We start from the raw sequence: 25,383 nt of genomic DNA on the forward strand, positions 1-25,383 counted from the left end.
CTCAGGCCTCCTGGTCGTCGGTGGTCACGGCAGGCGCGGGGGCTTCGGCAGGCAAGAGGGCTCCGGCGGGCGCGGGGGCTTCGGCAGGCGAGAGGGCTCCGGCGGGCGCGGGGGCTTCGGCAGGCGCGGGGGTTCCGGCCGCCGGAACGTCCCGGGCCCGGTCGCGCAGCGCGCGCAGGCGGTGCATCGCGCCCGGCCCCCCGCCCTCGCGCAGGCGTCCGAAGTGGTCGTGCAGTCGGCGGTACTCGGCGAACAGCGCGTCATAGGCGTCGGCCCGCTCGGGGTCCGGGGTGTACACCCCCCGCTGGACGCTGCCCATGGCCGCCGACGCGGACCGGATGTCCGGGTGGACGCCCGCGGCGACCGCCGCGTGGATCGCCGAGCCCAGGGCCGGCCCCTGCCCGGAGCCGATCACGTTCAGCGGGCGGCGCAGCACATCGCTGTACACCTGCATCAGGAAGCGGTTGCGCGGCAGCCCGCCCGCCGCGGTGAACTCGGTGACCGGCACGCCCGCCTGCTCGAACGCCTCGATGATCATCCGGGTGCCGAAGGCGGTGGCCTCCACCAGGGCCCGGTAGACCTCCTCGGGCCGGGTGTCCAGGGTCAGCCCCAGCAGCAGACCGGACAGACGGTGGTCCACCAGGACCGAGCGGTTGCCGCTGTGCCAGTCGAGGGCGACCAGCCCGTGCCCGCCGACCGGTTGCGCCGCGGCCTTCTCGGTCAGCAGTTCATGGACGCTCAGGCCGCGTTCGCGCGCCTCGACGGCGTACGCCTCGGGCGCGAGGGTGCCCGCGGCCCAGGCGAGGATGTCGCCGACACCGCTCTGTCCGGCCTCGTACCCCCACAGCCCGGGGACGACGCCGTCGCGGACCACCCCGCACATACCGGGGACCTCGGCCAGGCGGTCGGAGTTGAGGATGTGACAGGTACTGGTGCCCATGATGGCCAGCAGGTGTCCCGGCTCCAGTGCCCGAGCGGCGGCGTTGGTGACATGGGCGTCCACATTGCCCACGGCGACCGGTGTGCCCTCATTCAGACCGGTCCACGCCGCCGCCCGAGCGGTCAGTGCACCCGCGAGGCCGCCCGGCGGCGACAGCGGGTGGTCGAGTTTGGCGGTGAAGCCGGTGAAGGCCGGGTCGAGCGCCGCCAGGAACGCCCGGCCCGGACGGCCGCCGCTGCCGCCAGGGAACCGGTCAGGGAACGGGTCGGGGAACAGGTCGGGCTGGTGGATGCCCTTGTACCCGGCGGTGCAGAGGTTGCGGGTCTCGGCGCCGGTCAGCTCCCAGACGATCCAGTCGGCTGCCTCGATCCACCGGTCGGTGCGGTGGTAGAGCTCCGGGTCCTGGTCCAGCAGTTGCAGGGCCTTGGCGTACTCCCACTCGCTGGAGATCTTCCCTCCGTAGCGTCCCGGCCAGGGCTCGCCCAATTCCGCGGCCACGGCGTTGATCCGGTCCGCCTGCGGCTGCGCGGCGTGGTGCCGCCAGAGCTTGGGGTAGGCGTGCGGGCGGGTCGCCAGGCCGGGCAGCTCGCACAGCGGCGTGCCGTCGGCGGTGGCGGGCAGCACGGTGCAGGCGGTGAAGTCGGTGCCGATGCCGACGACCTGCTCCGGGGTGACCCCGGCCAGGGCGATGGCCTTGGGGACCGCGATCCGCAGCACGTCGCGCCAGTCGTCCGGCACCTGCAGCGCCCAGTCCGGCGGGAGGGCGGGCCCGCCGCCGGGCAGTCGGCGGTCGACCACGCCGTGCCGGTACTCGTGCACGGCGTCGGCCAGTTGTGTTCCGTCCTCGACCGAGACCACGACGACCCGGCCGGAGAGCGTGCCGAAGTCCACGCCCACGGCGACCAGCGGATTGTTAGCGCTCACAGAATGCACTCCAGGATCAGCCTCGAACAGCGGCGAAACGTCGGGCTCCGGACGGGCGGCCGTCGCGCCATCGCCCCGGGGCCTCAGTGTTAACGCTCACATATGGCGCCGTCAAGGGATCTGGACTCGCGAACGCGAGAGGTGTATGTGAGCGCTCACATACACCTCCCTCCGTGCCCCTCCCCGTCCGACTGCGGCGAACGCTCCGGCAGCCTGCGCAGGTAGTCGCGGATCGCCGTGTTCGCACGGTCCACGGCAGCCTGCAGGTCAGGACGCGACGGCGGGGGAAGAGGCACGGGAACATCATCCCGGGTTCAGCCAGCCTGGTGGCACCGCATCTGGTGGAGCATCAACAGGGCCGCGACGGCGTTGGCCGACCGCACATCACCCTTCGCGATCATCTCCGGGATCGCGGCCAGCGGCACCCACTCGCGCCGCTCAGACTCGAAGTCGTCCTCCGGATGCCCGACGTACTCCGCGGACTCCGACCAGTAGACGTGGTGCAACGCATCAGAGAGCCCGTTCGACGGCTCCACGGTCAGCAGGTGCTTCAACGGGCCAGGGCGCCACCCGGTCTCCTCCAGCATCTCCCGGGCCGCGGCTTCCTCCAGGGACTCGCCCAGCTCCACCTCTACTACGCCAGCGGCCAGTTCCCAGCCCCAGGTGTCGGTGATGAACCGGTGCCGCCACAGCAGCAGCACCTCGTTGCTCTCGTTCACTGCCGTGCACAGGGCGACGGGGCGCAGGCGCATCAGGTAATGGTCGAGGTGGCGGCCGTCGGGGAGTTCGACGTCGGCGAGGTTGATCCGCAGCCACGGGTTCTCGTACACCGTGTGCTCGCCGAGGTTCTTCCACACCGACATGCCGCTGCCCCGCTTCGCTCGACCCAGGTAGGTGCGACGCTACCGCAGCACGGCATGCCAAGAGAGGTACGGCCGGTCAGGCACCGATGTCCCAGTTGGCCGCGTGCCCCGCGGCGATGGCGTCGATCCGTGCGGCCAGCTCGAAGTCCGCCTCGGTCAGCACACCGCCGGCGTCGTGGGTCGTGATCGTGAACCGCACGCCGTTGAAGGACAGGTTGATATCTGCATGGTGGTGCGTCAGCCGCGAGATATCCGCGACGTGCACGATCAACGCAACCCCGGCGTGATACCGGATCGGTGCCACGAGCCGGGTGATCGCATCGCCCTGCCGCTCCCACAAAGGCAGCCCGGCCAGCAGCCCGGCGATCTCGTCCTCCGACAACGGGACCGGGACGGTCACTTCTCGCCCAGTACCGTCTTGAGCCACATCAGCGACCCCGTCGCGATCAGCTCGTCGGCCAGCGCCTTCGCCGTCGCCGTGACGAGCCGGCCGCAGCTGTTGTCAATCCACCGCTGGACGTTCTCGTACCCCTGGGCCTTGTACTCCAGGCCCTGCAGCAGGCACTCCAGCTTGTCCGCGTCCCGGGCGCAGATCGCCTCCGGGGACTCCCGGGCCTCGTACTCGCCGACGACGGCCTGCACGGCCTTGGCCAGGGACTCGGGCATCCCTGCGACCTGGTCCGCGGTGACGGCCTCCGCACTGATCTCGCCATCGAGGTACTTCTTCCCGAGGTGGTTCACGTCCCCGGTCCGAGTCTCCTGCGAGTCGTGCCACACCGACATCAACGCGGCCCGCGCAGGGTCAGCTCCTTCAAGCTGCGCGATCATGGAGGCGATCAGCGAGGTGCGCCAGGAGTGCTCGGCGATCGTCTCCGGGTCCTTGACCCCGGCCATCCACCAGCCGGTACGCTTCGCAGCCTTCAGCGTCCCCGCCTCGAACAGGAAGTTCGCCACCGCGCTCAGTTCGTCGGCCACAGATGAGCCCTCTCGTCGGTGCTACACCTCGGCGAGGCGCAGCGCGTACCGGACACCGGCGAGGTCCCGGTCAGCCTGCCGTGAGACCCCGGGGCTATCCAACAGGATCTCAACGCGTTCGCGAAGCCAGGACCGGTTGACGGAGCCGTCGCGCAGCAGCTGCGGGCGGGCTGCGAGGAGCGCCCAGAGGGTGTGGACGTACAGGTCGAGGTACCCGAACTTGGGGTCGAGGCGCCCGGTGACGTGGTGGAGCAGCCGGCGCCCGTGCCAGGAGTCCGGGCTGCGGGTGCCCATGAACGTGTCGTCCAGTTGGATGTCAGGGATCTCGCCGACCCAGTAGGCCCAGTAGTTGAGGTTCGCGGCCTCGCCCGCGTCGTCGTCCACAAGGGTCGTCGCGATGAACCCCGTGATCTGGTCGGTGTCACCTTGCCGGGCGCCGACTGAGGCGACGGAGCGGGCGTTGAGCCACTGGTCGAGCCAGCCTTCGGGGTGCGTCGAACGCTGCTGGTGGTCGAGCCAGTCGGTGGTGTCCGGGCTGCGATCGTACCCGGCCAAGTAGAGGGCTTGGCGGCGTAGCAGGAACTGGTCGCCGCCGGTGGCCTGCTCGGCGGTGGCGCGCATGCGGGTGAAGAACCGTTCGCGGTCGGCCGCGGGCAGCTCAGGTGCCGCAGCGACTGGCCCGCGGCGGGGCCGGTTGGGGGCGGGCAGGGCGGCGATCAGCTCAGGTACGCGCCCGTGGAGCGGCCAGGTGAGGAGGTCGGCGAGGTCACGCTGCATGACCCAGGCGCCGAGCGGATGGGATGCGGGTGTGTGGTCCTCGAGGGCGCTGGCCAGGAGGACGTCTGCCTCTATGGCTCGATCGAGTGCAGCCAGGAGTTGCGGTGACACTCCGAGGTGCAGCATCTGGTGCCGGTAGACCAGCATCTGGCCGACGGGGACGGCGGTCAGCGGGCGGCGCCCAGACTCCCCACACAAAGTGTGCACCTGTCAGTTCGCTGCAGCAGTCGGCACTCCAGCCGACCCACAAGCTCCGGCAGCCCCAGATCTATTGGGGCGGCCGGTGGGGACCAGATCGCGGCAAGTAGCAGGGGAGGCCAAGTCCGCGGTCCGGTCTGGGCACCGCCCCGTGTTCCCTGGCGAGGGACCGGGGCGGTCGCCATTTCACTGGATTTCTTGGGGAGTCCAGGGGAGTCCGGGGAGCCAGGGGGAGTCCCAGAGTGACATCCAGGGGCATCGAGCGAAACCCAGAAAAGACTGTTTTTGCAGTACAGACCTCCTACCCGGCGTGATCGCCAAGGTGGGGCGGACGAGTCGGCCTGTACGCCGGGTTCTGTCTCGCGGGGGCCTTGCGGCCCGCGCGGAGGCGGTCATCCATCTACGGCTGCCGTTGCCGACAGCCTCCAGCGGTCTACCCGCAGGCTCGGGCGGGCAGCCCTCGAACGCCTGCGCGGGGCGTCTTGCGACGCCCCATCTTGACCTTGCTCCAGGTGGGGTTTACCTAGCTGCCCAGGTCACCCTGGGCACTGGTGGTCTCTTACACCACCGTTTCACCCTTACCGGCTGCCGAAGCGGCCGGCGGTCTGTTTTCTGTGGCACTGTCCCGCGGGTCACCCCGGGTGGGCGTTACCCACCACCCTGCCGTGTGGAGCCCGGACGTTCCTCGGCACACCCGGTGAAGGGTGCAACGCGACCGCCCGGCCGGCTCGTCCGCCGTGTGGACCATGGTAGCCGCTGCGGAGCCACGGTCCGGACGCCTCGTGGTCGGGGCCAGGCCGCTGGGGGCGCCCCCGTTCAGGCCGGGGCGAAGCGGACGGTGGGTTTGACCGGGTCGGCGGTGGTGAGGCGGACGCGTAGGCGGGTGCCCAGGGGAAGCGGGGCGGCGTCGGGGCGGTCGTCGGTGAGGCGGGCGCGGACGGCGGGGGCGTGCAGTTGGACCGTGCCGGACTGCGGCTTCCGCTCGTCCACGTCCACCACCACGCCGTCGAAGACCTCGCCCTCGCGGCCGTGCAGGAGTTCGGCCTCGACCAGGTCCACGCAGACCCGCTCGACCTCGTGGGCGCGGCGGTCGCCGGTCTCCATCAGCTTGGGGATCTCCGGCAGCGCCTCGCGCACCCAGTCAGGGACCGGGTCACCGGACGCGACGGCGGCGCAGACCTCGCCCGCGAAGCGGTCGGCGAGGCGGCGCAGCGGGGCGGTGCAGTGCGCGTACGGGGCGGCGACGGCGGCGTGGCCGAGGGCCGCGCGGCGGGCGGCGTCCGCAGCCGCGGGGGCGGGGTCGGTCCCGGTCCCGGGCGCAGGGGCAAAGGCAAAGGCAGGGGCAGAGGCAGGGACGGGCACGGTCGCGGATCCGGACGCCGGGGCGGGGGCCGACGCCGAGCCCGGGGCCGACGCCGGCACGGATCCGGACGTCGGGCCAGTTCCGGACGCCCGCCCGGGAACTGCTGTCCCCGCGGCCGGATCCACCCCAGCGCCCAGGCCGGGAGAAGCGTCGTCGAAGGCGGTGTAGGCCGCGCCGCGGAGCAGGCCGGTGCACTCGTTGAGGAAGGCGGCGTGGGCCGGCCGGGCCGGGTTCAGCGAGCGGATCAGCTTCGGGTACGGCAGGTCGGCGGGCCAGTCGACGCCGAGGGCGGTGGCGGTGCGGCGGAGCCGGGCGTACGCGGCGGCGGGCGCGCCCGGCAGGGTGCGGAGCAGCCCGACTCCGGCGTCGAGCATCATCTCCGCCGCGGCCATGCCGGTGAGCAGGGAGATCTGCGCGTTCCAGCCGTCGGCGGGGCGCGGGGCACGGTAGTTGAGCGCGTAGCCGCCGTCGACCGGCTCGATCTCCTGTTCCGGCAGCGGCAGGCTGACACCGCCCCGGTCTGCCTCGCGTTCCTCCCGCAGCGGACCGATGATGCCGAGCAGCGCAAGGGCCTTGTCGGCCCGGCCCTCGTCGATGTCCCGCTGAACGCTCGCGTAGTCGAGCTTGCGACGGCTGCGGACCAGGGCCCGGCGCAGGTCGGCGCCGATCAGCTCGCCGTCCACGTCCAGGTCCAACTGCCAGAGCAGGGCGGGCGCGTCCTGGTCCGGGAGCAGGCTGGCGGCGCCCTCGGAGAGCTGCGGCGGGTGCAGCGGGACGCGCAGGTCCGGGAAGTAGAGGGTCTCGACCCGCCGTCTGGCCTCGGCGTCGATCGCCCCGCCGGGACGGACGAAGGCGCCGACGTCGGCGATGGCGTAGTACACCCGGTAGCCGCTGCCCCGGCGTTCCAGGTGCATGGCCTGGTCGAGGTCCATCGACTCGGGCGGGTCCAGGGTGAACAGCGGCAGGTCGGTGGCGTCGTAGGACGGCAGCCGGGGCGACCGCGCGACCTCCTCGACCTCGGCCAGGACCTCGGGCGACCAGCTCTCCGGAAGCTCCAGCCGGGCCCGCAGCTCGGCCAGTTCGCTGTCGATCCGGGCGGTCCCGGCGGTTCGGACGCTGAGATGGCGACGAGGCATGCTCGCAGCCTAGGCAGGTGGGGTGGTCGATGGGCGTCGTCCGGAGTCAATAGGCTGGGCGTGTCGTCCGATGCGCGTCCGATCCGAGGAGTCACGCTGTGCTGGTGCTGTTGCCGCCGTCCGAGGGAAAGGCCGCCGCGGGGACGGGAGCGCCGCTGAAGCTGCGGAGCCTGTCGCTGCCGGAGCTGAACCCGGCCCGGGAACAGGTCCTGGACGCGCTGGTGGAACTGAGCGGCGGCGATCCGGACCGGGCCGGCGAGGTGCTGGGGCTCAGCCCCGGCCTGCGCGGCGAGCTGGCCAGGAACACCGCGTTGCGGACGGCCGGGGCGCTCCCGGCCGGGGAGCTGTACACCGGCGTGCTCTACGACGCGTTGGAGCTGTCCACGCTCGGCCCGGACGCGCAGGCCAGGGCCGTGCGCTCGCTGCTGGTGTTCTCCGGGCTGTGGGGCGCGGTCCGGATCACCGACCGGATCCCGCCGTACCGCTGCTCGGGCGGGGTGAAGCTACCGCCGCTGGGTCCGCTGGGGACGTTCTGGCGGGCGCAGACCGCGGCGGTGCTGCCGGAGGTCGCGGGCCGGGGCCTGGTGCTGGACCTGCGGTCGACCGCGTACGCGGGGCTGTGGCGTCCGGCGGGCGCGGTGGCCGGGCGGACGGCGACGGTACGGGTGCTGCACGAGCGCGAGGTCGGCGGGGTGCTGAAGCGGACCGTGGTCAGCCACTTCAACAAGGCGACGAAGGGGCGGATCGTCCGGGCCCTGCTGGAGGCCGGGGCGGAGCCGGAGTCGCCGGCGGAGCTCGCGGTGGCGCTGCGGGACCTCAAGTACACGGTCGACAGCGTGCCGCCGGCGGCGGGGAAGCCGTGGGCGCTGGACGTGGTGGTCACCGAGCTCTAGGGCTCCGCCGCAGCCGCAGCCGCCGCAAACCGCTCCCCGCCGCAGACGCGCCGCACGCGCCGCTGTCAGCGCAGGTGGGAGGTGTCGTTGAAGACGCGCAGCGACGCGTTGCCGTCGGCGTAGAACTGGATCTCGGACAGTGCGGCGGGCGACAGCTCCATCCGGTAGAGCGACTCCTGCGGCGCCCCGATGGCCAGCCTGACCAGCGTCTTCACCGGCGTGACATGGGAGACCACGAGGACGGTCCGGCCCGCGTACCGGGCCAGCAGCCGGTCGCGGGCGACCGACACCCGCTCGGAGACGGCGTCGAAGCTCTCGCCGCCGGGCGGGCCGGTGGCGGCCGAGGCCAGCCAGGCGTCCAACTCGGCCGGGTGCCGCTGCTTGGCCTCGGCGAAGGTCAGGCCCTCGAACGCGCCGAAGTCGGTCTCACGCAGGCCGTCCTCGACCAGCACCTCCAGGCCGAGCCGGGCGGCGGCGGCAGCCGCGGTCTGACGGCAGCGCAGCAGCGGCGAGCTGACCACCGCCTGGACGGCCCCGGGGTCGGGGCGGGCGGCCAGCGCCGCCGCCGCGCGGGCGGCCTGGTCGCGACCGCGGTCGGACAGCTCGGGATCGCCGCCGCCGCTGCCGGAGAACCGCTTCTCCGGGGTGAGCGCGGTCTCGCCGTGCCGGAGCAGCACCAGCGTGGTGGGCGCGCCGAGGTCGGCGGCGCTCCCCCAGCCGACGGACGGGACCGCGACCCGGGCGCCCCGGGTCTCGCCGTCGGCCTCGCGGAGCGACCGTCCGGACGCCATCGCCGACCGGCCTAGAGGCCGGAGTCGGAGGTGCGGATCAGGATCCGGCTGCAGTTCTCGCAGCGGAGCACCTCCTCCGGCGCCGCGGCGCGGATGGTGCGCAGGTCGGCGGTGGCGAACTCGACCCGGCAGCCCTCGCAGCGGCGCTGGAACAGCCGGGCCGCGCCGGTGCCGCCCTGGGTCTGCCGGAGCCGGGTGTAGAGCTTCATCAGGTCGTCCGGGATGACCGCGGCCACGGTCGCCCGCTCGCGGGTGACCTTCTCCACCTCGACGTCGATCTCGGCCTGGGCCGCGTCGCGGCGGCTCTCGGCCTCGGCGAGGCTGTGCTGCGCGTCGTCCCGGCGGGCGGTCATCTCGCTGACCCGGGTCTGCGAGCTCTCCAGCCGCTCCATGACTTCGAGGACCACGTCCTCCAGGTCGCTCTGCCGCTTGGCGAGCGCGCCGACCTCGTGCTGCAGGTTGGCGAGGTCCTTGGCGCCGACCGAGCCGGAGTCCATCCGCTGCTGGTTGCGGGCGGCCCGGGTGACGACCTGCTCGACGTCCTGCTCGGCCTTCACCAGCTCGCGCTTGGTGTCGCTGAGCTGGGTCTCGGCGGCGACGGTGAGCGAGCGCAGCTCGGTGAGGTCGCTGCCGCGCTGCTGGATCTCGGCGTGCTCGGGGAGGGAGTTGGAGCGGTGCGAGAGGAGGTCCAGGCGGGAGTCGAGGGCCTGGAGGTCCAGCAGGCGGATCTGGTCGGCGGGCGCGGCGTTCAGGGGGTGCTCCTCGGGGTGGTGCGTCGGTCGGGTCAGGAAGGGTCTGAGGGGGCGTCAGTCCGCCGCGGGAGATGTCGTACCGGACGTGGTGGTGCTGGACGCCGTGTGCAGTGTCCAAGGGTCGGTGACCTGCTGCGACACCCGGGTCTCCAACCCCCAGCCGTGCTTGTCGGAGGCCGCGAGCAGCTCGCGCTCCGCGCTCCGCAGCCAGGGCCACTCGGTGGCCCAGTGTGCGGCGTCGACCAGGGCCAGTGGCCCGGCCTCGCGGGCCTCGGAGACCGGGTGGTGCCGCAGGTCGGCGGTGACATAGGCGTCCACACCGGCGGCGCGGACGGCGTCGAAGAAGGAGTCGCCGGAGCCGCCGCAGACGGCCACCCGGTGGACCGTCTGGTCCGGGTCGCCCGCGGTGCGGATGCCCTGCGCGGTGGCCGGGAGCCCGGCGGCGACCCGGGCGGCGAAGGCCGCGAGCGGCTCGGGCGCGGGCAGCTCGCCGATCCGGCCGGTGCCGCGGCGTCCGGCCGGGTCGGTCGGGTCGGGGACGAGCGGCCCGGTGATCCGCAGGCCGACGGCCTCGGCCAGGGCGTCGGAGACCCCGGGATCGGCCGAGTCGGCGTTGGTGTGGGCGGTGAGCAGGCCGATGTCGTGCTTGATCAGGGTGTGCACGACGCGGCCCTTGAAGCCGGTGGCGGCGACGCTGACGACCCCGCGCAGATACAGCGGGTGGTGCGTGACCAGCAGGTCCGCACCCCAGGCCACGGCCTCGTCGACGACCTGGCCGACCGGGTCGACGGCGAACAGCACCCGCCGTACCGGGGCCTGCGGATCACCGCAGACCAGGCCGACGGCGTCCCAGGACTCCGCACGGGCGGGCGGGTACAGCTCGTCGAACACGCTGAGGACGTCGGAGAGGATCGGCACCCGTCGAGATTACAGAAGATTCGGCGCCGATCCGCACGTCCCCTCCCTACCGACCGCGCCGGGGAGCCGTCCCGGCTCCCCGGAGAACTCCTCACCCTTATGAGTGAAGGGTCATCGATCCGTTCGGGTGGTGGGGGTGGCGTAAGTAGCGTCTGTGGTGCGGCGGGGGCGTCGGCGGGTTCCTGAGGGACCGAACGATCCCCGACTGCGGACCGGCGGCGGCAAGCCCGCCCGGTCCGACCTCCTCTTTCCGGTGGTGGCTTCCCATGACTGCGACACCTCTTACCCTCGTCGGCGCGTTCCCGCACACCAGAGCGGCCCCCGCGCTGCGCCGGGTCGGCTTCACCTTCTCCGCCGACGGCGCGTACGCGGCCTGCCTGGCCACCTCCGGCGACGGCGGCTGGTACCCGGAGAGCTGGCGCCTGGACGGAACCCCGCTCGGCGGCGGCCCCGGCGACGCCCTCGGCCCCGTCGGCGGGCTCGGCCCCGTCGGCGGCGCCGCGCTGGTCGGCGGCCTGATCGTGGGCGGCCTCGGCGACCCCGCCGACGGGGCCGTGGCCGCCGCCATACCCGTCCCGCTGCCGCTCGCGCCGGGGGTGGGCGGCGGGGCCGGGTCGGAGAGCCTGCGGTCGCAGCTGGTCTCGCTGCCGGACGGGCGGGTGCTGATCTGCCGCCACACCGCGGCCGACCGGTACGAGCTGGTGGTCCGCACCCCGGCCTCGGTCCGCGAGTCCTCGGTCGGGTCGCTGGGCGCGGCAGCCCTGCGGTTGATGGCCATGCCCGCGTCGGAGCCGGGCGGCCCGGTCGCGGTGGCGCTGGGCACCGACACCCGGCAGGTCACCTCGGTCTGGCTGGTCAGCGCGGACGGAGCGACCCAGCCGCAGCAGGTCGCGGAGTTCGCGGGGATCTCCGGCGGCGGCGTGTGGCTGGACCGGGGCGGGCGGCTGCTGGCGCTGGACCACGTCCAGCCGACCGGAAGCGCCGGCTTCGGCGTGCACGGCCCGGTGGTCAAGACGGTGGTGCTGGACCTGGCCACCGGCACGGTCAACCCGCTGCTCGAACTGACGCCGCGGAGCAACGACCGGCTGGTCGCCGCGGATCCGGGCAGCGGGCTGATCCTGGTCCGCAGCGACGCGCCCGGCGAGGACCGGCTCGGCTGGGCCGTCCTCGGCGGCGCGGAGCCGCCGCGCTTCCCCGACTGCCTGCACCGGCCCCGGGGCTTCCTGCGCCCGGTGGCGATCGAGCCCGCCCCGTCGAACGCCCATCCGCCCGGTTCCGCCTCGCCCGATTCCGCCCCGTCCGGTTCCGCCTCACCCGGCTCCGCCCCGGCCGGCGGCGCACCGGCCGATCTGCGGGTGGTGCTGCAGGGCGACTGGGGCGCGGGCTCCACCCTGGCCCTGTGGCAGCCCTCGTCCGGGCGGCTCGACCCCCTGCCCGCGCCCCCCGGACGGCTCGGCGGGGTGGGCCACTGGTCCGCCGCCGGGCTGCGGATGCCCTACTCGGCGCCGGACCACCCGGCGGGCATCGCCACCATCGACGTGGACCGGCTGCTGGCGTCCCCGCCGGAGGGCTCCGAGCCCGCGCCGACCATGCCGCTGCGGCTGGCTCCGCTCCAGGGCGGCTCGGCCGGCATGGGCAGCGTCATCCGGATATTCCCCGCGGCGCGGAACGGGCAGGACGCCGCGGCGCCCCGTGGCCAGCGCTCCGGGTGGCGGCTCGACGGCAGTGCCGCGCCCGCCGACGGCGGTCGCTGGCACGGTGCGCGGACGGTCGAGCTGGCCGGGGCGGCCGGGCCGATGGAGGCCGTGGTCTACGGCGGCGACGCCTGGCTGACGGCCCAGCACCTGGTCATCGCGCTGCACGGCGGCCCGGCCGACGCCTGGCGGCTGGAGTTCGACCCGACACTGCAGCGGATGGCCGCCGAGGGCCTGGCCGTGGTCGCGGTCAACCAGCGCGGCAGCACCGGCTACGGCGTGGAGTACGCGCAGGCGGTGCAGAACGCCTGGGGCGGCCCCGACCTGGACGACGTGCTGGCCCTGCTGTCCTCGGTCACCGCCCAGCGGAGCGCCCTCGGGCTGGAGCGCCCTTCACTCTTCGGGGTGAGTTACGGGGCGTTCCTCGCGCTGCTCTCCGCCTCGTCGGCCCCCGAGCAGGTGGCGCGCTGCGCGGTGGTCGCGCCGTTCCTGTCCGGCCCCCGGCTGCTGGCCGAGGCGGGGCCCGCGGTCCAGGCGCTGACCCTGCGTCTGGGCGGCGCGCGGGCGGACGGCGTGCCCGACCCGGGACCGGACGGGCTCGGCCCGCGCGACGTACTGCGGGTCTGCCACCGGCTGACCGCGCCGCTGCTGGTGCTGCACGGCGACCAGGACGACGTGGTGCCGGTCAGCCAGTCCCGCACGCTGCGTCAGGAACTGCTGCGGATGGGCCGGTCCGAGGGCGGCGACTTCCGCTACGTCGAGGCGGCGGGCGCGGGCCACGAGGTGCTGGCCGAGGACGGCGCACCGGTGCTGCACGAGTTACTGGCCGGCTTCCTCCGCACCGGGCGACCGGCCTGACGGCGGCTCAGCGCGGCCTCAGCGCAGGCTCGGCACGCCCCACCGTTCGCCCCGCGAGTGCTACCGAAGGGTACAAACCGTGGACGTCTTGTTACGAACCCGAGGTACGACCGCTATCCCCCGTTGCATAGGGTGATCAGGTTCCACATAAAAGCTCCACATGACAGCACAGAAGACAACACCGACGGAGAGACGACTTCTCATGTCCGATGCCTTCGACGACATCACTGAGAACCGCCTGGACGCAGCTCCGGGACACGACCACCACGACACGGAAGGCAAACACCGCGGCACGGTCGCCGAGGACGACCGCGAGGGCCGACGGGAGCCGACGGGGCACGGACGCCACCGCCGGGTCTCCGCCGACACCGAGTGACCATCAGAACCGGTACGGGCCGGGCCGGATGCGTCAGCCCTGCCCCTGCCCCTCCCCCGGGACGGTGTGCCGGAGGGCGAGCACGCCGAGGTTGGCGTAGCCGTCGCCGGGGGTGCGGCCCGCGTAGTACGGGGTGAGCAGGTCGTCGAGTTCGGCCGGGGTGAAGAGGTCCTTGGCGGTGTCGAAGACGGCCAGCACCGGCGGCTGCCCGAGCACCGCCACCATCCCGCCGTGGACCACGAACACCTGCCCGTTGACGCCCTGCGCCGCGGGTGAGGCCAAGTAGCCGACCAGGGGCGAGACATGCTCGGGAGCGAGCGGGTCGAGCCCCTGGTCCGGCGCACCCATGCCCCCGGTGAAGACGTCCTCGGTCATCCGGGTCCGCGCCCGCGGGCAGATGACGTTGGCGGTCACCCCGTAACGGGCCAGCGCCGCCGCGCAGCTGGTGGTCAGCCCGACGATGCCGCCCTTGGCGGCGGCGTAGTTGGGCTGCCCGGCCGAGCCGGCCACGAACGCCTCCGAGGAGGTGTTGACGATCCGTCCGAACACCGGCGCGTCCGCCGCCTTGGAGCGGGCCCGCCAGTGCGCGGCGGCGAAGCGGGTGGTGGCGAAGTGGCCCTTGAGGTGGACCTGGATGACCGAGTCCCACTCCTCCTCCGACATCGAGAAGACCATCCGGTCCCGGAGGATCCCGGCGTTGTTGACCAGGATGTCGAGTTGTCCGTAGGTCGACACGGCCAGCTCGACCAGTGCCCGGGCGGCGTCCAGGTCGGAGACGTCACCGTAGTGCGCCACCGCCCGCCCGCCCTCGGCCAGGATCGCCGCGACGGTCTCGTCCGCCGGTGCGGGCGAGGCCGCGCCGCTGCCGTCGCGCCCCGGCGCGCCGAAGTCGTTGACCACGACGTTCGCGCCGAGGCGGGCCAGTTCCAGCGCCTCGGCCCGGCCGAGGCCGCGCCCCGCACCGGTGACGACGGCGGTCTTGCCCGAGAGGGAGGTGCTCATCGCTGCCTGACTCCTGTTCAGAGATCATGCTGTCGGGGGAGATCGGACTGTCGGGGATCGGACGGAAGGAAGCCCTAGAGGTCGATGACGGTGCGGAGCGCCTCGCCGCTGCGCATCTGCTGGACCGCGTCGTTGATGTCCTCCAGCCGGACGTGATGGGTGATCATGCCCTCCAGGTCGAGCCGTCCGGCCCGCCAGAGGTCGATCACCGTGCGGTAGCCGCGCAGCACGTCCGACCCGCCGTAGAGGGACGGCAGGATCCGCTTCTCGTTGAAGAAGAGTTCGAACATGTTGAACTCGGCGTTGTCGTCCATCGCCCCGGCGCCCACCACGACCAGCGCTCCCCCGCGCCGCACCGCGTCGTAGGCGGCCCGCACCGTCGCGGACCTGCCGACCACCTCGAAGGCGTAGTCGAAGCCCTCGCCGCCGGTCAGCCGCTGGACCGCGTCGCCGAGGCCGTCCGGGGCGACCGCCTCGGTCGCGCCGAAGCGCAGCGCCCACTCGCGGCGGGCGGCGACCGGGTCGACCGCGACGATCTGCGCCGCACCGGCCACCCGCGCGCCCTGGATCGCGGCGATGCCGACGCCGCCGCAGCCGATCACCGCCACCGAGGAGCCGGGCTCGACCTTGGCGGTGTTGACGGCCGCGCCGACCCCGGTGGTGACGCCGCAGCCGATCAGCGCGCCGACCGCGAAGGGGACGTCGTCGGGCAGCTTCACCGCGCAGCCGGCCGCCACCACGCTCTCCTCGGCGAAGGTGCCGGTGCCGGAGAAGCCGAAGATGTCGGCGCCGTCGTGGTGGTAGTTGGGGGTGCCCATGTTGGCGAACCCGGCCAGGCAGAGGTTGCCCTCGCCGCGGAGGCAGCTGGGACACACCCCGCAGGGCGGCATCCAGCAGACCACCACGTGGTCGCCGACGGCGAGGCCCTCGACCCCCGCGCCGACCTCGGTGATCTCCCCCGCGCCCTCGTGGCCGGGCACGAACGGGGCGGGCTGCGGCAGGACGCCGCTCATCGCGGACAGGTCCGAGTGGCACAGGCTCGCCGCCCGCATCCGCACCTTGACCTTCCCCGGGCCGGTGGCGGGGACGGTGACGCCGTCGTGGACCTCTAGCTTCTCCTGGCCGGTCTCGTGCAGGACCGCTGCGCGCATGTCTGCTCCCTGAACCTGGGTGGTGGAACCTGGGTGGTAAGTGAGTGCTTACTTCAGTCGGTGCTCAGTGGATACGAGAGCTCAGTGGTACGAAAGGTCAGTGGTACGAGAGGACGGTGTCGGCCAGCACGGGCGCGTCGGCGCGCTCCACCGCCGAGGCGGTGACCACCAGCCGCCCGCCGCCCTCGTCCCAGATCCGGACCCGGAGCGTCTCGCCCGGGAAGAAGATCCCGGCGAAGCGGGTGCTGTAGGTCAGGACCCGGCTCGCGTCGCCGCCGAGGGCCGTGTCCACCACGGTCTTGAGCGTGGTCCCGTACGAGCAGAGCCCGTGCAGGATGGGGCGGTCGAATCCGGCCAGCTTGGCGAAGTCGGGGTCGGCGTGCAGCGGGTTCCAGTCCCCGGAGAGCCGGTAGAGCAGCGCCTGGTCGTGCCGCACCGGCACGTCCCGCTCCCATTCCGGGGCGCGCTCGGGCGGCGTGATCCGGCTGCTCGCACCGCGCTCGCCGCCGAAGCCGCCCTCGCCGCGGACGAAGATCTCGGTGTCGCAGGTCCACAGCGGTCCGCCCGCGTCCGCGGCCTCGCTGCGCATCACCAGGACGGCGGCCTTGCCCTTGTCGTAGACCGCGGCCAGCCTGCTGGTCAGCACCGCGCCGCCGGAGGCCGGGACCGGGCGGTGCAGCTCGATCCGCTGGCCGCCGTGCAGCACCTTGGCCAGGTCCAGCCGCAGCCCCGGCTGGTCGAACGCCCCGGCCTTGGCCAGACCGCCCCCCGCCACGGTGACGAAGCTGGGCAGCACCTGGAGGTCCTTCTCGTAGGTGTAGCGCAGCTCGTCCGGGTCGGTGGCCGGACGGTGCGCGCCCGCTCCCACGCCGAGGTGGTAGAGCAGCACGTCCTTGCTGTCCCAGGTGAGGTCGGTGGTACGCGGCGGAGCCGCGAGGGCCGCGGCGGCGTCGATGGGCATGGTGTCTGCTCCCTGGTTGGTGGACCCCGACGCGGCCGTCCGCACCGTCGGACGCGCCGGGGTCGCTCTGCGCGGTGACCGGCTCTGTGGCCCGGCCGTCGCCGCGAGTCTATTTGTAGAACCTGTTACATCTGACTATCCGTCAGGTATAACGCATCCAAGGCTCCTTGCCCATGCCCCGAACGCGCCCGGACGGCACGGGTTCAGGCAGCCGCTAGCCCCGGCGCAGCATGGTCACCACCGCCGCGCCGCCCAGGCCGATGTTGTGGGCCAGCCCCACCCGGGCGCCGGGGACCTGGCGTTCGCCCGCCGTGCCGCGCAGCTGCCACACCAGCTCGGCGCACTGCGCCAGGCCGGTCGCGCCGAGCGGGTGCCCCTTGGAGATCAGGCCTCCCGACGGGTTCACCACCCAGCGCCCGCCGTGCCCGGTCGCGCCCTCGGCGATCAGCTTGCCGCTCTCGCCGTCCGCGCACATGCCCAGCGCCTCGTAGGTGAGCAGCTCGTTGATGGAGAAGCAGTCGTGCAGCTCCACCACGTCCACGTCCTCGATGCCGAGCCCGGACTGCTCGAACACCGCACGGGCGGCGGCCCGGCTCATCGGCTTGCCGACCACGTCGATGCTGGAGCCGGAGCCGAAGCTCTCCTCGGTGTCGGTGGTCATCGCCTGGCCGAGGATCTCCACCGCCCGGCCCCGCAGCCCGTGCCGCTCGACGAAGCGCTCGCTGGCGACCACCGCCGCCGCCGCGCCGTCCGAGGTGGGCGAGCACTGCAGCTTGGTCAGCGGGGCGTGGACGGTGCGCGAGGCCAGCACCTCGTCCAGGGTGTAACTGTCGCGGAACTGGGCCCGGGGGTTGTCGGCGGAGTGCCGGTGGTTCTTCACCCCGACCAGGGCGAGCTGCTCGGCGGTGGTGCCGTAGCGCTCCATGTGCTCGCGGGCCGCGTTGCCGAAGATCTGCGCGGTCGGCGGGGTCCGCTCGAAGCCGTGCCGGGCCGCCATCACCCCGTAGTGCCGGGCCAGCGGGCTCGCGGCGAAGTCCCCGGCGCCCGCCCCCGCGCCCAGCGCGCCCCGGCTCATCTTCTCGAAGCCCAGCGCCAGCACGCAGTCGTTGAGCCCACCGGCCACGAACTGACGGGCCATCATCAGCGCGGACGAGCCGGTGGCGCAGTTGTTGTTGACGTTGTAGACCGGGATGCCGGACAGCCCCAGCTCGTAGACGGCGCGCTGACCGGCCGTCGACTGCTGCTGGCAGAATCCCACCGGGGCCTGCTCGACCAGCCCGTAGTCGATCCCGGCGTCGGCGAGGGCCGCCTGCCCGGCCTCACGGGCCATGTCCCAGTACTGCCAGTCACGGGTCTCCGGCTTCTCGAAGTTCGTCATGCCGACGCCGACGAGATAGGTCTTCTCAGGCATGGGTGGTCCCTCTCCGTTGGTCGTCGGGTCTCAGTCGCGCGGAAGGCCGAGGATTCGTTCGGCCACGACGTTCAACTGCACCTGGGTCGTGCCGCCCGCGATGGTCAGGCAGCGCGACATCAGAAAGGCGTGGCCGAGCCGCTCCCCCGGCCCCTCGTAGACCGCACCGGCCGGGCCGCAGAGCTCCAGCGCCAGTTCGGCGACGCGCTGCGCGTGCGGGGCGGAGATCAGCTTGCGGACGCTGGCGCCGGCCCCCGGGTCGAGCCCGTCCAGGCTGCTCAGCGCGGTGCGCAGGTCGATGCAGGCGAGGACGTGCTCGTCGGCGACGAGCCGCCCGAGCCGGTCCCGGCCGACGGCGGCGGGACGGGGGACGGCGGCCCGGTCGACGGCGTCGCGGCGGCCATCGGCCCCGGCCCCTGCCCCGGCCCCGGCCCCCGTGGAGGCCAGCAACTGCCGTACCGCGTCGGCGGTCGGGCTGGAGTCGGACATGTGCACCCGCTCGTTGCCCAGCGTGTGCCGAGCCACCCGCCAGCCGCCGTCCACCTCGCCGACCACGGCGTCGGCGGGCAGTTCGACCCCGTCCAGGAAGACCTCGTTGAACACCGCGTCGCCGGTCAGCTCGCGCAGCGGGCGGATGTCGATTCCCTCGGTCGTCCGCATGTCGACAAGGAAATAGGTCAACCCCTGGTGCTTGGGCTTGTCCGGCGAGGTCCGCGCCAGCAGGATGCCGAAGTCCGCGGTACGGGCGCTGGACGTCCAGACCTTCTGCCCGTCCACCCGCCAGCGGCCGTCCGGCAGCCGCACCGCGCGGGTGCGCAGCGAGGCCAGGTCGGACCCTGCCTCGGGCTCGGAGAACAGCTGACACCAGGTCAACTCGCCGCGCAGGGTCGGCATCAGCAGCCTCCGCTGCTGCTCCGGCGTGCCATGGGCGACCAGCGAGGGAACCACCCAGTTGCCGATGGTCAGATCCGGCAGCCGCACCCCGGCGGCCCGGAACTCCTCCTCCGCGACCAGTTGCCGCAGCGCGTCCGCGCCCTTTCCGTACGGGGGCGGCAGATGCGGCGCGGCCCAGCCCTCGGGCGCGAGCCGCCGCCGTTGCTCGTCCGGATCGAGACCGCGGACCGACTCCGCCGCGGACCGCGGCGCGGCACGGAACTCCTCAGCCTCGGGCGGGAGTTCCAGGGCAGGACGGTCGAACCCGGACGCCCCCGCCGCGAGGTCGGCCGCCTCCGCATACAGAGCGCTTTCGCTGCCCATGAGTTGACGAAGCGTCAAAGCCCGGCGCAGCCGCAGGTGGGCGTCGTGCTCCCAGGTGAAGCCGATCCCGCCGAGGATCTGGATGCAGTCCTTGGCGTTCTCGAAGGCGGCCTCCAGGCCCGTCGCAGCAGCGAGCGTGGCGGCGAGCGGCGCGGACGGCGAGGCGGCGGGCTCGCGGGCGGCCTGCCAGGTCGCGGCGCGGGCCCGTTCGGCCCGTACCAGCATCTGCGCGCAGAGGTGCTTGACCCCCTGGAACCGTCCGATGGCCCGCCCGAACTGCTCGCGCACGGCGGCGTGCGCGACGGCGGTGTCCAGCGCCCAGCCCGCGATGCCGCAGGCCTCGGCGGCGAACACCAGCTGGACCAGCCGCCGGACCGCGCCGGGCGCGACGGCGAGCCGCTGCTCCTCGGCCAGGATCAGTCCGTCCGCCGCGACCTCGACCTCGGCCAGGCCCCGGGTCAGGTCCAGTGCCCGCAGCGGACGAACCGAGAGCTGCTCCCGCGCCTGCTCCGGCTCAACCGCGAACCAGGCCTGGCCCTGGTCGGTCGCGGCGGCCAGCAGCAGCAGATCGGCCTGGTCGGCGCCCAGCACCGGGCCGGTGCGGCCGGTCAGCAGCCATCCGCCCGAAGCGGTCTGACGAGCAGTCACATCAGGTGAGTCAAAGGCCAGCGCGGCCGTGGCGGAGCCGTCGGCGAGCCCCGGAAGCCAGCGCTCGGCCAGCGCGTCGTACGGATGCGGGAGCCCGAGCGACCCCACTCCCACGGGAACCGGCACCGCCGAGGCCAGCACCGCCGAGGCCAGCACGGTCGGCAGGTAGGCGTCCGGCAGCACCGCGCGGCCGGTCTGCTCCAGCGCCACCGCCAGATCCAGCAGGTCGCCGTCGCCGCCTCCGAGCTCGCCGGGCAGGTGCAGGCCAAGCAGCCCCTGCCCGGCGATCCCGGCCCACCACGTCGGCCTTCCGGAGCGGTCACCCTCGGACCACGCCCGCACCGCCCCACCCGGGACCTCCCGCTCCAACTGCCCCCGGGCTGCCGCTCCCAGGTGTCGGTGCTCCTCCGTGATCCCGATGGCCATGCGTTCCCCTTCGGCTCCCCATTGGCTGACGCAGCGTCAGATTAGAACGTGTTCCACTTCCAGGGAAGTCCGCCTCCCGACAATTCCCCTTCACGGGGCGTCCACAACTACGGCATGATGCGCGTTCATGCCCACACCCCCAGCGCCCGGACCAGCCAAAACGCCCATAACGGCAACACCGGACACCGCCCCTGCCGCCCCCTGCCCCGACTGCGGATCCGCGCTCACCGCCGACCCCCGCTTCGTCCGCTGGTGCCAGGCCTGCGGCTGGAACGCCCACCCCGGGGCCACCACCGCCACCACCCGCGGCGACCGGCTCGAACGACGACTCAACCGCGCCGCCGAGGACCGGCTGTTCCAACGGATCACCACGAGCGGCAGCCTGAGCCCGGTCCGAGACGGGGCATGGGTGGCCGCGGTCGTACTCGCCTCGCTGGTGCACCTGGTCACCCTGGCGATCGCACTCGTCGGAGCGCTGCTGATCGCCCGCCACCCCGACAGCGCCCCGGGCCTGGTCATCGGCGGCGCGCTGATCCTCGGCACGGTCGGACTGCGTCCCCGGCTGGGCACCATGCGCCGCGTCCGCAAGCGTTCGTTCTACCTCGACCGCGACCAGGTACCCGCGCTGTACCGGCTCACCGACCGGATCGCCGCCGAACTCGGCACCGCGCCACTCCGGCTGATCTGCTTCGACGGCCGCTACAACGCCTCCTACCGGCGGGTCGGGCTGCGCCGTCAGCCGGTGCTCACCCTCGGCCTGCCGCTGTGGGAGACGCTCTCCGCGCGGCAGCGGGTCGCCCTGCTCGGGCATGAGCTGGGCCACGGCGCCAACGGCGACAACACCCACGGGCTCTGGGTCGGCTCCGCCCTGGGCTGCCTGGAGGAGTGGTACGCCCTGCTCACGCCGGGTCGCCGGATCGGCTCGCGCGGGCTGGTGGCCCTGGGCGAGATGGTGGCCAGAATAGTGATGTACGTCTTCGCCGCGGCGGTCATGCTGCTGCACCGCCTGCTGCGGCGGGTGACCGTGCTCGGCAGCCGCCGTGCCGAGTACCTCGCCGACTCCATGGCCGCCCGGATCGCCGGGAACGCCGCCACCGCCGAGCTGCTGACACAGCTCACCCTCGGCGACTCCCTGGCGCATGTGCTGCAGCGCCGCCGCTTCCGTGGCACCCGCGTCGTGAGCCGCCGTCGCGGCGAGGCCCCGGCCGAGTCGGCCGCGCGGCCGGACCTGTGGACCGCCCTCCGCGACTACCTCGACTCCGTCCCGGAGACCGAGCGGGCCCGCCGACTGCGGATCTCCGAGCTGGACGACTCCGCGACGGACAGCACCCACCCGCCGACCCACCTGCGGATCGCCTTCATCCGCGGCCAGCCGCACCCCGAGCCCCTGATCCTCCCCGACCCGGCCGACCTGGCCTCCATCGACGCCCAGCTCGCTCCGGTGCTGGCCGCCGTCGCCAAGGGGCTGGAATGACATACCGTCCAGTAGGGTCCTGTCGGCAGTAGCAGAAGCAGTAGCGGAAGAGGGCGTGCGGCGGATGACGGACACAGCGCGGGCGACGGACGCTTCCTCCTCGGTGGAGGCGCCCTCGGCGGAGGTCCTGGCGGCGTTCGAGGCGGCGACCGGCTTTATGCCGGTGCACGAGGGGCTGGCCCTCTACGCCGCCGCGACGGACGCGGCCGTCCGCACCGGGCTGCCGCTGCTGGAGGTCGGCAGCTACTGCGGGCGCTCCACCATCCTGCTGGCCGAGGCCGCGCGGCTGGCCGGGACGGTGGCGCTGACCGTGGACCACCACCGGGGCTCGGAGGAGCAGCAGCCCGGCTGGGAGTACCACGACAGCTCACTGGTCGACCCCGAGGTCGGGCTGATGGACACCCTCCCCCGCTTCCGCAGGACGCTGCGCGGGGCCGGCCTGGAGGACCACGTGATCGCTCTGGTCGGACGATCGCCGCAGGTCGCGGCGGTTTGGGGTGGCCAGGTCGGATTGGTTTTCATCGACGGCGGCCACACCGACGAGCATGCCGTCGGCGACTACGAGGGCTGGGTGCCGCATCTGGCCGCGGGCGGCCTGCTGGTGGTCCACGACGTGTTCCCCGACCCGGCGGACGGCGGCCAGGCCCCGTACCGGATCTACCTGCGGGCGCTGGCGGAGGGCTTCGCCGAGGTCTCGGTGACCGGGTCGCTGCGGGTGCTGCGGCGGGGCTGAGGCAAAGCTGAGACAGGGCTGCGGCGGGGCTGCGGCGGGAGCAGGGCTGCTGCACGGACAGGGGCTGATCACGGACAACGCCCTCGTCCGGAGTCTGCCTTCGGTACGGTGGCCGCAGGCAAGAGCGGCGAGTCATCGCACCTGGACGAAGGACCTGAGGGGGACCGGCCATGGCTGATCCGGAGGAGAGCGCACCGGCGGTGTGGGATCCCACGGCCAGGGACGGGGCCGGCGGGTGGGTCCGCAGACGCGACCCCAAGACCGCCGCGATGTGGAACAGAGCCCCGGCACAGGCGGTGCCCACGCCCCCGGAAGACGCCCCCGCGGACGGTGACGACGCCACCGCCGCGGCAGCACCGGAAACCGCACCGGCCGCCGCCCAGCAGCCGACAGCGCCCCCGGACCCCCGCTCCGGCGGCCCCGCGACGGCCACAGGCCCGAATGCGGGAGCCGGCGCGGGGGCGGGAGCGAATGCGGGCCCCGCCGCAGCCGCTGCCCCCGGCTCGGGTCCCCGCTCCGCCGCGGGCCCCGGGGACGAGCCGACCTCGGTCCTGCCGCCGACTCCGGGCGGCGGTGGCGGGGCCGCGCCCGTGCCTACGCAGTTCGAGCAGCTCGCGGCTCGGCCCTACCTCCCCACCGCCCGCGACCTCCCGCAGGTCACGCCCCCGCCGCAGGCGCCCCCGCAGCCGCCGACGCAGGCCCAGCAGCCCGCCGCCCAGCCCGGGGCGTACGGCTATCCCCCGGCGGGGTACAACGTGCCGCCCGCGTACCTGCCGCCGCCGCAGCAGCCGCAACCGCAACCGCCACAGCATCAGCCGCAGCAGTCGCCGTACCAGCAGAACCCCCCGCAGCCGCCGACGCAGCCCGCGACGCCGATGTACCGCCCCGACCCCTACGGCGCACCGGCCCCCGGCGAGGCCGGGCCCGCGCTCTACCGGGACCAGCAGCAGAGCCAGCAGCAGAGCCCGCCGCAGCAGCCACCGCCGTACCAGGCCCAGACCGCCCCGTGGCAGCAGGCCGCGCCGACGGCCCCGCCGCCGTACTCCTACGAGCAGCAGTACGCCCACCCCCAGGAGCACTCCCGGCCCGACGGCGGTTTCGGCCCCGGCCCCGATCCCGACGGCTCGGGCCGACGGATGAGCCCGGTGCTGCTCGGCGTGCTGGTCGTGGTCGTGGCCGCGCTGCTGGGCGTCGGCGCCGTCTTCGGGCTCGGCCTCGGCAAGTCCAAGGGCGGCGGCAACGGCAGCCCCACCGCCGGCCCCTCCGTGTCGGGCAGCGTCGCGCCGTCGCAGTCCGCGTCGCCGACCGACGGCGCGTCGGACGGTACCGGCACCGCTGCGGCCGGAGGGGCGCAGGCCCAGGCCACCGCCGTGGACCAGCTGCTCGACCAGGCGGCCGACTCCCGCGCCAAGGTCGCCCAGGCCTCCACCGCGCTGCAGGACTGCGCCAGCCCGGATTCGGTGCGGAACGCCCAGTCCCTGTTCAGCGAGGCCGCGACCGCCAGGACCACGCTGTCGCAGCAGGCCGCCGCGCTCGACGTGTCGCAGATCCAGGGCGGTGCGGCGGCGATGAAGACCCTCAGCAGGGCCTGGTCGGAGTCGGCCGCCGCGGACACCGACTACGCTGACTGGGCCGGCGCGGTGGCGGACACCTGTTCCCCCGGGAACGTCCCGGCCACGGACAGTTCCCGCGCCGTCGGCGCGAAGAACAGCAGCGCCACCAATGACAAGAACTCCTTCGTCGCGGCTTGGAACCCGATCGCGGCACAGTACGGCTTGAAAACGAGGTCCTCCGGTGCGATCTGAACACCCGCTCGACCGGCATGACGACACCGGGTCCGCCCCCCGCGGCGCCCGCACGGCCACCCGCGTGATCGTCCTGGCCGCCGTCGTCCCGCTGTGCTTCGCGGGTTGGCTGGGTTGGCAGGCGGTCGCCGGTGACGGCGGCCACGACCAGAAGGCCTCCGCCGACGCGACCCTGCCCGCCGCACCGGCGGGGTCCGGCGGCTCGTCCGCGGGCAGCCCGTCCGCAGTCGCCTCGCCGTCCGGCTCCGGGAGCCCGAACGCGTCCGCGTCGCCGTCCGCCGCCAAGTCCGCCGCCGTCCCCGCCGCGGGCGCGGACGCCGCGCACCCGCTCGCCGGGAAGGTGATCGTGATCGACCCCGGCCACAACCCGGGCAACGTCCACTACCCCAGCAAGATCAACGCAACTGTGGCCATCGGCAAGGGCACCACCAGCTGCGACACCACCGGCACCGCCACCAACGCCGGCTACCCGGAGGCCGACTTCACCCTGGACGTGGCCCGCAGGGTGCGCACGATCCTGCAGGCCGAGGGCGCCAAGGTGGTGTTCACCCAGGACGGCAACCTGCCCTGGGGGCCGTGCGTGACCCAGCGCGCCGCCATCGGCAACGCCGCGCACGCGGACGCCGCGATCTCCATCCACGGCGACGGCGCGCCGGGCAGCGACCACGGCTTCCATGTGATCCTCCCGGCGGCCGTGGACCAGGGCGGCGCGGACAACCGCGCGATCGTCGCCCCGTCCCGGACCCTGGGCCTGGACGTGCGCGCCGCGTTCCAGGGCGCGACCGGCGAGCCCTACGCCAACTACATCAGCGACGGCAGCGGGCTCGACGTCCGCAGCGACCTCGGCGGCCTGAACATGTCGAAGGTCCCCAAGATCTTCATCGAGTGCGGCAACATGCGCAACTCCACCGACGCGTCCCGGATGACCAGCGCCTCCTGGCGCCAGCTCGCCGCGAAGGGCATCGCCGCAGGCCTCACCGCCTTTGCCGGGAAGGCGCGCTGAGCGGACCTGATCCGGACAATGCCCTCAGCGGCGCAGACACCGTACGCTAAGGCC

Annotated in this window: 20 protein-coding genes, 1 other RNA gene and 1 pseudogene; 7 read left to right on the forward strand and 15 right to left on the reverse strand. The window is 73.6% G+C overall.

Features of this window, described 5'->3' with window-relative positions; all coding sequences use genetic code 11:
- Position 1 precedes the first annotated feature (1 nt).
- The 7 genes from araB to ACEZDE_RS32495 all read right to left on the reverse strand — a co-directional run bounded on the left by araB (position 2) and on the right by ACEZDE_RS32495 (position 7,176).
- A complete protein-coding gene (gene araB, locus ACEZDE_RS32465; RefSeq protein ID WP_380544311.1) occupies positions 2–1,864 on the reverse strand; it encodes a ribulokinase in 1,863 nt (620 codons plus the stop codon).
- A 314-nt stretch (positions 1,865–2,178) separates the two neighbouring features.
- Positions 2,179–2,727, reverse strand: coding sequence for an NUDIX hydrolase (locus ACEZDE_RS32470; protein WP_380544314.1), 549 nt, complete (start codon positions 2,725–2,727; stop codon positions 2,179–2,181).
- Positions 2,728–2,803: 76 nt separating this feature from the next.
- Complete coding sequence (locus ACEZDE_RS32475; RefSeq protein ID WP_380544317.1) at positions 2,804–3,127, reverse strand: 4a-hydroxytetrahydrobiopterin dehydratase; 324 nt, start codon at positions 3,125–3,127, stop codon at positions 2,804–2,806.
- Positions 3,124–3,702 (reverse strand): HD domain-containing protein, encoded by a 579-nt coding sequence (locus ACEZDE_RS32480; protein WP_380544320.1) that lies wholly within the window; start codon positions 3,700–3,702, stop codon positions 3,124–3,126. Before ACEZDE_RS32480 ends, ACEZDE_RS32475 begins: the two co-directional genes overlap by 4 nt.
- Before the next feature lie 21 nt (positions 3,703–3,723).
- On the reverse strand, positions 3,724–4,626 hold the full coding sequence (locus ACEZDE_RS32485; protein ID WP_380544323.1) for a transcriptional regulator: 903 nt from the start codon (positions 4,624–4,626) through the stop codon (positions 3,724–3,726).
- A 379-nt stretch (positions 4,627–5,005) separates the two neighbouring features.
- Positions 5,006–5,408: RNase P RNA component class A (gene rnpB / locus ACEZDE_RS32490), an RNA gene on the reverse strand.
- Between the two features lie 85 nt (positions 5,409–5,493).
- Positions 5,494–7,176, reverse strand: a complete 1,683-nt coding sequence (locus ACEZDE_RS32495; protein WP_380544326.1) for an RNB domain-containing ribonuclease — start codon at positions 7,174–7,176, stop codon at positions 5,494–5,496.
- A gap of 98 nt (positions 7,177–7,274) precedes the next feature.
- Between ACEZDE_RS32495 and yaaA the strand changes: the two genes are divergently transcribed.
- Positions 7,275–8,069, forward strand: a complete 795-nt coding sequence (gene yaaA / locus ACEZDE_RS32500) for a peroxide stress protein YaaA (RefSeq protein ID WP_380544329.1) — start codon at positions 7,275–7,277, stop codon at positions 8,067–8,069.
- Positions 8,070–8,134: 65 nt separating this feature from the next.
- Here the strand turns inward: yaaA and ACEZDE_RS32505 are convergent.
- The 3 genes and pseudogenes from ACEZDE_RS32505 to ACEZDE_RS32515 all read right to left on the reverse strand — a co-directional run.
- Positions 8,135–8,797 (reverse strand): annotated as a pseudogene (locus tag ACEZDE_RS32505) (histidine phosphatase family protein); the annotation flags it as partial.
- A 74-nt stretch (positions 8,798–8,871) separates the two neighbouring features.
- Positions 8,872–9,612 (reverse strand): zinc ribbon domain-containing protein, encoded by a 741-nt coding sequence (locus ACEZDE_RS32510; protein ID WP_380544399.1) that lies wholly within the window; start codon positions 9,610–9,612, stop codon positions 8,872–8,874.
- A 54-nt stretch (positions 9,613–9,666) separates the two neighbouring features.
- Positions 9,667–10,530: a Nif3-like dinuclear metal center hexameric protein gene (locus ACEZDE_RS32515; protein ID WP_380544333.1), complete on the reverse strand. Its 864-nt coding sequence runs from the start codon at positions 10,528–10,530 to the stop codon at positions 9,667–9,669.
- Positions 10,531–10,796: 266 nt separating this feature from the next.
- Here ACEZDE_RS32515 and ACEZDE_RS32520 point away from each other — a divergent pair, with 266 nt between their 5' ends.
- Positions 10,797–13,082 (forward strand): alpha/beta hydrolase family protein, encoded by a 2,286-nt coding sequence (locus ACEZDE_RS32520; RefSeq protein WP_380544336.1) that lies wholly within the window; start codon positions 10,797–10,799, stop codon positions 13,080–13,082.
- A 202-nt stretch (positions 13,083–13,284) separates the two neighbouring features.
- Positions 13,285–13,458 (forward strand): hypothetical protein, encoded by a 174-nt coding sequence (locus tag ACEZDE_RS32525; protein ID WP_380544339.1) that lies wholly within the window; start codon positions 13,285–13,287, stop codon positions 13,456–13,458.
- A gap of 33 nt (positions 13,459–13,491) precedes the next feature.
- On the opposite strand, the gene ACEZDE_RS32530 is transcribed toward ACEZDE_RS32525, so the two are convergent.
- The 5 genes from ACEZDE_RS32530 to ACEZDE_RS32550 all read right to left on the reverse strand — a co-directional run bounded on the left by ACEZDE_RS32530 (position 13,492) and on the right by ACEZDE_RS32550 (position 20,314).
- The gene (locus ACEZDE_RS32530) at positions 13,492–14,460 is read right to left on the reverse strand and encodes a 3-oxoacyl-ACP reductase (RefSeq protein WP_380544342.1); all 969 of its coding nucleotides are present in this window, start codon (positions 14,458–14,460) and stop codon (positions 13,492–13,494) included.
- A gap of 74 nt (positions 14,461–14,534) precedes the next feature.
- Positions 14,535–15,611 (reverse strand): Zn-dependent alcohol dehydrogenase, encoded by a 1,077-nt coding sequence (locus ACEZDE_RS32535; RefSeq protein ID WP_380544345.1) that lies wholly within the window; start codon positions 15,609–15,611, stop codon positions 14,535–14,537.
- A 97-nt stretch (positions 15,612–15,708) separates the two neighbouring features.
- Positions 15,709–16,572, reverse strand: a complete 864-nt coding sequence (locus ACEZDE_RS32540) for a MaoC/PaaZ C-terminal domain-containing protein (protein ID WP_380544348.1) — start codon at positions 16,570–16,572, stop codon at positions 15,709–15,711.
- A gap of 214 nt (positions 16,573–16,786) precedes the next feature.
- Complete coding sequence (locus tag ACEZDE_RS32545; RefSeq protein ID WP_380544351.1) at positions 16,787–17,983, reverse strand: lipid-transfer protein; 1,197 nt, start codon at positions 17,981–17,983, stop codon at positions 16,787–16,789.
- Positions 17,984–18,013: 30 nt separating this feature from the next.
- On the reverse strand, positions 18,014–20,314 hold the full coding sequence (locus ACEZDE_RS32550) for an acyl-CoA dehydrogenase (RefSeq protein ID WP_380544354.1): 2,301 nt from the start codon (positions 20,312–20,314) through the stop codon (positions 18,014–18,016).
- Positions 20,315–20,441: 127 nt separating this feature from the next.
- Here ACEZDE_RS32550 and ACEZDE_RS32555 point away from each other — a divergent pair, with 127 nt between their 5' ends.
- The 4 genes from ACEZDE_RS32555 (at position 20,442) to ACEZDE_RS32570 (ending at position 25,329) form a co-directional block, all read left to right on the forward strand.
- Positions 20,442–21,788 carry a M48 family metalloprotease gene (locus ACEZDE_RS32555; protein WP_380544357.1) on the forward strand — a complete coding sequence of 449 codons (1,347 nt, stop codon included), beginning with the start codon at positions 20,442–20,444 and terminating at the stop codon, positions 21,786–21,788.
- A gap of 64 nt (positions 21,789–21,852) precedes the next feature.
- Complete coding sequence (locus ACEZDE_RS32560) at positions 21,853–22,521, forward strand: class I SAM-dependent methyltransferase (RefSeq protein ID WP_380544360.1); 669 nt, start codon at positions 21,853–21,855, stop codon at positions 22,519–22,521.
- Between the two features lie 170 nt (positions 22,522–22,691).
- On the forward strand, positions 22,692–24,326 hold the full coding sequence (locus ACEZDE_RS32565; protein ID WP_380544363.1) for a hypothetical protein: 1,635 nt from the start codon (positions 22,692–22,694) through the stop codon (positions 24,324–24,326).
- Positions 24,316–25,329, forward strand: a complete 1,014-nt coding sequence (locus ACEZDE_RS32570; protein WP_380544365.1) for an N-acetylmuramoyl-L-alanine amidase — start codon at positions 24,316–24,318, stop codon at positions 25,327–25,329. The genes ACEZDE_RS32565 and ACEZDE_RS32570 overlap by 11 nt, the downstream gene beginning before the upstream one ends.
- Positions 25,330–25,383 lie beyond the last annotated feature (54 nt).

The organism is Streptacidiphilus cavernicola (assembly GCF_042510955.1).
Classification (GTDB): Bacteria; Actinomycetota; Actinomycetes; order Streptomycetales; family Streptomycetaceae; genus Streptacidiphilus; species Streptacidiphilus cavernicola.

Coding starts and splice junctions, on each gene's coding strand:
- ACEZDE_RS32545 (WP_380544351.1), bottom strand. CDS start 17,983: ATGCCTGAGAAGACCTATCTCGTCGGCGTCGGCATGACGAACTTCGAG.
- ACEZDE_RS32470 (WP_380544314.1), bottom strand. CDS start 2,727: ATGTCGGTGTGGAAGAACCTCGGCGAGCACACGGTGTACGAGAACCCG.
- ACEZDE_RS32540 (WP_380544348.1), bottom strand. CDS start 16,572: ATGCCCATCGACGCCGCCGCGGCCCTCGCGGCTCCGCCGCGTACCACC.
- ACEZDE_RS32495 (WP_380544326.1), bottom strand. CDS start 7,176: ATGCCTCGTCGCCATCTCAGCGTCCGAACCGCCGGGACCGCCCGGATC.
- ACEZDE_RS32525 (WP_380544339.1), top strand. CDS start 13,285: ATGTCCGATGCCTTCGACGACATCACTGAGAACCGCCTGGACGCAGCT.
- ACEZDE_RS32555 (WP_380544357.1), top strand. CDS start 20,442: ATGCCCACACCCCCAGCGCCCGGACCAGCCAAAACGCCCATAACGGCA.
- ACEZDE_RS32530 (WP_380544342.1), bottom strand. CDS start 14,460: ATGAGCACCTCCCTCTCGGGCAAGACCGCCGTCGTCACCGGTGCGGGG.
- ACEZDE_RS32565 (WP_380544363.1), top strand. CDS start 22,692: ATGGCTGATCCGGAGGAGAGCGCACCGGCGGTGTGGGATCCCACGGCC.
- ACEZDE_RS32550 (WP_380544354.1), bottom strand. CDS start 20,314: ATGGCCATCGGGATCACGGAGGAGCACCGACACCTGGGAGCGGCAGCC.
- ACEZDE_RS32485 (WP_380544323.1), bottom strand. CDS start 4,626: ATGCTGGTCTACCGGCACCAGATGCTGCACCTCGGAGTGTCACCGCAA.
- ACEZDE_RS32520 (WP_380544336.1), top strand. CDS start 10,797: ATGACTGCGACACCTCTTACCCTCGTCGGCGCGTTCCCGCACACCAGA.
- ACEZDE_RS32560 (WP_380544360.1), top strand. CDS start 21,853: ATGACGGACACAGCGCGGGCGACGGACGCTTCCTCCTCGGTGGAGGCG.
- ACEZDE_RS32535 (WP_380544345.1), bottom strand. CDS start 15,611: ATGCGCGCAGCGGTCCTGCACGAGACCGGCCAGGAGAAGCTAGAGGTC.